General features: G+C 46.6%; 1 protein-coding gene. It reads right to left on the bottom strand.

The window, feature by feature from the left end; translation table 11 throughout:
• Positions 1–22 precede the first annotated feature (22 nt).
• On the bottom strand, positions 23–1,600 hold the full coding sequence (locus QT979_RS28745) for a reverse transcriptase domain-containing protein (RefSeq protein WP_333217118.1): 1,578 nt from the start codon (positions 1,598–1,600) through the stop codon (positions 23–25).
• Positions 1,601–2,141 lie beyond the last annotated feature (541 nt).

The raw sequence follows: 2,141 nt of genomic DNA, 5'->3' as shown, positions 1-2,141 counted from the left end.
TTGTTTGAGTCGATGGGAGGTATTATCCTCCGCACCTCTCAGTTAGATCCGGACGTGCTGGTTTCCCCGCATCCGGCTCCCGATGTTCTTGGCTTGCGGCTTTGCTCATGTGGATATAATCGTGGCAACTTTCGTGAACCGCTAGAAGGTTGTTTATTTTCCAATTACTGTGACATCCATCTACGTGGTGCAGATGAATCCTTTCATCGCCTAGCATTTTTAAACCACATTCCCCACATTTATGGTGTTGCCGTTTTAAAGCTTTAGAGGTTTCGCCGTTATAGAGTTTGCTGTTACGCTCACTCCAGTAGGCTATGTCTCCGTCGTAGGGAGATTTCTCTCCTTTGACATTGACAAATTTGTTTTCGGAGTAAGGAACCGTCGGGAATGCTTTTTCTATCAATTTCTTGACAGTATAACGATTCTGCTTTGCTTCCTTGTTAAATACCTTGAAGGCTCTCTTGTTGAGGAACCACAGTGAAAACCGTGACCCTTCCAACTTACAGTAGCGATGGTAGTTTCTCCAACCTCTAACTACAGGGGCTAATTTCTCAGCCTTGTCCGTAGCACCATAATTCGAGTTGTTAACGATGTGTTTTACCTTCTGACGAAACGCTTTAAAATTGTCCGCTGATGGAACGCATCTAAATTTCCCGTTGTTTTGCACTTTGAAATGCCAACCGAGGAAGTCAAATCCATCTGTCGTAGCCGTTAGCTTAGTTTTCTTTTCACTAACCTTCATGCCTCGTGCTGCCAGAAATTCGCTGACTTTATCAAGTATTGCCTTCGCATCATCTTTAGGCTTCAGAATTATTACCATGTCATCCGCGTAACGGACTGATTGATGTATTTCCTCAATCCCATTGAGAGCAATATTGGCTAATAATGGACTTACCACGCCCCCTTGCGGGGTTCCTTGTTCTGGAAATCCTGGATTGACTCCTGATTTTAGACACCGGAATATTCCGGTCTTGATGCCTAATGGGGCGATGAGTCTTTCCATAATGCTATTGTGGCTTATCCTGTCGAAGCATTTTTCGATATCGAGTTCTATGACTCGCTTGGATATTCCGTGGGCTTTTGAGCTTAGATTTAGGAAAAGAAATTTCTGCGCGTCCTGCGCTGACCTCCCTGTCCTGAATCCGTAGCTACGAGCGTGGAAGGTTGCTTCATGTGCTGGCTCTAGCGCGTATTTTGCGAGGCATTGCCACGCTCTATCGGCGATAGTAGGTATCTTAAGGAGGCGGGTACTCCCATCCTTTTTTGGGATTGGTATTGAACGTAACTTCTGATGTTTCCAGTTGTTACTTTTGGCTCTGAGTTCTTCACTCAGAGCCAACCTTTCCTCAAATGTGAGTGAGGCTATCCCATCGATTCCCGCAGTCTTTTTGCCAGCATTTAGTTGAGTTACTTGACGTATCGCCAACATTCTTGCAGCCCGAGATTTCAGAATTAGCTTTTGAAGAGACTTCGCTTTCTGCTTGTCTCCAACTTGAATCGCTTTAAACACTCGTTTTTGTAGGCGGAATAAATCACGGCGGAATTTCTTCCACGGTAACGTCTTCCAAGATTCACTAACATTGCTGCTGTGTCTAACCATGCGCTGCTCTTACTTATGTTTTCTGAACACCTCAGACCAATTACGGTCTGTCCTACCCGAACTAAGGGAGTTCCGCTGCTCGTCTAGCCTACGAAAGAGTTCGACTTCCCCTTGACCCTCAGTTCGTTTTTCTTCGTTCCCTCGGGCGTGATTGATTGTTCCTTTAGGTGGAGCCAATTTAACTGCTGGATTCCCTGGACTCTTGCCGATATTGAGACAGGTGATTCGGCGGGAATGAACTCCAGTGGAGTCGGGAGTTTTGGTCTGTGTCCCGCTCTAGATTAAGTTACTTTTCTAGGCTCTGTTTCACCATTGGAACCCCCCATTAGCGCCAAGTGTCACCCCACATTGGGTGTCTGGTTGCGCCCTGTTCCCAGCTTCACTCTCCAAGAATCGAGCTCGGTCGGTGTGGGCAGATAGGGAGTCATACCTGAGTCTGGCAGAAGGGGCTTGCACCCTTATCAGACCGAGAGTTCAGCCTTGTGGCTGGAAACGTTATGTACGGGCTTTCACCGTGATTCACGTTTCAACGAATCGCACT

It is taken from the genome of Microcoleus sp. w2-18bC1 (assembly GCF_036700365.1).
Classification (GTDB): Bacteria; Cyanobacteriota; Cyanobacteriia; order Cyanobacteriales; family Microcoleaceae; genus Microcoleus.
This window is presented reverse-complemented; position numbering and strand designations above follow the sequence as displayed.

Excerpts from the sequence above, each read along its gene's own strand:
- QT979_RS28745 (WP_333217118.1), bottom strand. The coding sequence starts at position 1,600 with ATGGTTAGACACAGCAGCAATGTTAGTGAATCTTGGAAGACGTTACCG.